The 3,593-nt window shown below is 73.0% G+C and carries 1 protein-coding gene; it reads left to right on the top strand.

Going from position 1 to position 3,593, the window contains the following annotated elements; all coding sequences use genetic code 11:
* A partial coding sequence (locus AB0N31_RS36325) for an SDR family NAD(P)-dependent oxidoreductase (protein WP_366062811.1) occupies positions 1-3,593 on the top strand: 3,593 nt, incomplete at both ends.

Raw genomic sequence — 3,593 nt, 5'->3', positions numbered from 1 at the left:
CGTCCGGTTCGCCGACGGCGTCACCACCCTGGCCGCGCAGGGCGTGACCCGCTTCGTCGAACTCGGCCCCGACGCCACCCTCACCGCCCTCACCCAGAACTGCCTTCCGGACGCCGACGGGATACTGTTCGTGCCCACCCTCCGCAAGCACCGCGACGAGGTGGACACAGCCGTCTCCGCCCTCGCCTCCCTGCACACGACGGGACTGGCCGTCGACTGGAACGCCCTGCTCCCGGGACCCCACCCACTCGTCGAACTGCCCACCTACGCCTTCGAACGACACCGCTACTGGCTCGACCCGGTCATCAACCACTCCGGGCACCGCGGCGACCACCCCCTGCTGTCGACCGGCATCAATCTCGCCGACTCGAGCACCGTCATGGCGACCGGCCGCCTCTCCCGGCGCGTCCACCCGTGGCTCGCCGACCTCGCCACCAGTGGCGGCGCCCTCATACCCGGAGCCGTCCTCACCGACCTCGCCCTGCACGCCGGACGCGCCCTCGGCGCCTATCACCTCGACGAGTTGCACATCGACGTACCGTTGCCGCTCCCGGCGGCTGGTGAGACCGAGGTGCAGACCGTCACCGAGGCGAGCGACGGCGAGGACCGCTGGAGCTTCGCGCTCTACGCACGGCCCCTCGACCCCGACACCGACCGGACCGACGAACTCCGGCCCTGGACGCGGCACGCCCACGGCACGCTGGTCCGTGTCCGCAACGACGAACCGGCCGCCGACGCCGCCGTGGGGGAGGAGGCCTGGCCACCTCCTGGCGCGGTCGCGATCGACCCCGAAGAGCTGTACGCCGCCCTCGACGCGGCGGACGGCGCGCATCCCGCTGCGCGCTCCCTCAAGGCGGCCTGGCGTCTGGGCGACGAGATCCACGCCGAGGTCGTTCTCGACGAGAACCAGGAGGCGGGTGCCGCGCGGTTCGCCGTGCACCCCGCCCTGCTGGACGGGGCGATGGTCGCGCTGACCGCGCTCGGCCACCCCGCACCCCGGCTGCTCACCTGGTCCGGTGTCACCCTGCACGCGCGTGCGGCGACGTCGGTCCGCGTCCACATCACCCCGTCGCCCGACGCCGGGGCCGTGCTCCGGCTGCTGGACGGCAGCGGCGCTCCCGTACTGACCGCGCAGGCGGTCTCGGTCACACCCCACCACATCGGAGACCTCCCGACAGGCGCGCCCGGCCACGTCGGTGACCTCTACACCGTCACATGGAACCCCGCCGGGCCGGCCTCCCGGCCGGCGCCCTCTTCGACCACTCTCCTCACCGGCCCCGACGACGTACTCGAAGACGTCTCCGACACCCCGTACGGCGAACTGGTCGTCGTCCCGTGGAACCCGGCCGACCCCGACCCCGACGCTGTCACGGCACTCGACGTGCACACGTCCACGGCGCACGCCCTGGCCCTGCTCCAGCGCTGGCTCACCGACCCCCGTGCGGCGCGGTCGCGCCTGCTCGTCGTCACCCGGCGCGCGGTGGCCGTGACCGGAGACGAGGCCGTCGCCGATCTCGCGGCCGCCGCGGTGCGCGGGCTCGTCAAGTCGGCCCAGTCCGAGAACCCGGGCCGCTTCCTGCTCCTCGACACCGACGTCGCCCCCTCGGACGACGAGATCGCCCTCGGCGCCCGTCTCGACCAGGACGACCTCGCCCTCCGCGAGGGCCGACTCCTCGTGCCCTCCCTCACCCGGGCGGACGGCCCGCGGCACACGCCCGCTCCCACGCGCGCCGAGACCGCACCGCCCAGCGGCGATGCCGCCGTGACGTTCGACCCGGACCGGACCGTCCTCGTCACGGGCGGCACGGGAACCGTCGGCGCGGCCGTCGTCCGCCATCTCGTCACCCACCACGGCGTCCGACACCTCCTGCTGGTGACACGCCGCGGAACGGATGCTCCCGGAACCACCGAGCTGATCGCCGAGCTGGCCGCCCACGGAGCCCGGACCGCGGTCGTGAGCTGTGACGCCGCCGACCGCGACGCCCTCGCCGAGGCCATCCGCATGATCCCGGAGGACCACCCGCTCGGCGCCGTGGTCCACGCCGCCGGCCTCCTCGACGACGGCGTCATCACCTCCCTCACCCCGGCCCGGCTCTCCACCGTGCTGCGCCCCAAGGTCGACGCCGCGTGCAACCTGCGCGAACTCACCGAAGACCAGCGACTGTCGGCGTTCGTGATGTTCTCCTCGGCCGCCGCCACCCTGGCAAGCGCCGGCCAGGGCAACTACGTGGCCGCGAACAGCTTCCTCGACGCCCTCGCCTCCGCCCTGCGCGCCGAGGGCCGCCCCGCGCTGTCCGTCGCCTGGGGGCTGTGGGAGGCCGACAGCGCCATGACCCGGGACCTGGCCGACACCACGCACGACAGGGCCGCGCGCAACGGCATCATCGCCCTGCCCACTGATGACGCCCTGGCCCTGTTCGATCGGGCCCTGACCCACACCGGCAACACCCCTGTCCCGCTGCGCGTCGACCGCACCGCGCTGCGTCGCACCGCCGACCGGCTGCCGCCCCTGCTGCGTTCCCTGACGGGACGGCCGATCCTGCGCACGGCAGCCGCGCCCGCTCTCGGGACCTCCGCCCCCGAGGGCTTCGCGCACCTGCCGGGGCCCAGGCGCCGCGACGCCGTGACCGATCTCGTGCGCAGCACCCTGTCCACCGTGCTGGGACACGCGCCGGGCACACCGATCGGGCTCGACCTGCCGTTCACCCAGCTGGGCCTGGACTCCCTGACCTCCCTGGAACTGCGCAACAACCTCAGCAGGGAGACCGGCCTCCCCCTGCCGGCCACACTCGCCTTCGACTGCCCCACGCCCCGAGCGGTCGCGGACCACCTGCTGGCAGCGCTCAGCCCACTGGCGGAGGAGAGAGTCCCCACGTTCTCCACGGCCCCGCACGGGGGAAGCGGCACACCGGCCGACGACCCGATCGTCATCGTCGGAATGGGCTGCCGCTTCCCCGGCGGAGTGGAGAGTCCCGAACAACTCTGGGACGTACTCCTGCGAGGCGAGGACACCATCGGTGAGTTCCCCACCGACCGCGGCTGGTCCGAAGTGGACCTGCCTGGCACACCGGACCTCGACTACGTCCGTGTGGGCGGCTTCCTGGACGATGTAGCCGGGTTCGACGCGGACTTCTTCGGCATCTCTCCGCGTGAGGCGTTGGCGATGGATCCGCAGCAGCGGTTGCTGCTGGAGACCTCGTGGGAGGCGGTGGAGCGAGCGGGCATCGACCCGCGATCGCTGCGCGGCTCACGGGTGGGTGTGTTCACGGGCACCAACGGCCAGGACTACCCGGCCCTGCTGAGCATGTCGGAGGGTGACTTCGGCGGATACGTCGGCACCGGCAACGCGGCGAGTGTCATCACCGGTCGGCTGGCCTATGTCCTGGGCCTGGAGGGCCCTGCGGTGACGGTCGACACCGCCTGCTCCTCCTCGCTCGTCGCCCTGCACTGGGCCATGCGCTCCCTCACCTCGGGCGAGTGCACGATGGCCCTGGTCGCCGGTGTGACGGTGATGTCGACGCCGGGTGCGTTCGTGGAGTTCGGTCGTCAGGGTGGGTTGGCGGGGGATGGTCGGTGCAAGGCGTTCGCGGAGG

The organism is Streptomyces sp. NPDC051051, assembly GCF_040682975.1.
Classification (GTDB): domain Bacteria; phylum Actinomycetota; class Actinomycetes; order Streptomycetales; family Streptomycetaceae; genus Streptomyces.
This window is presented reverse-complemented; position numbering and strand designations above follow the sequence as displayed.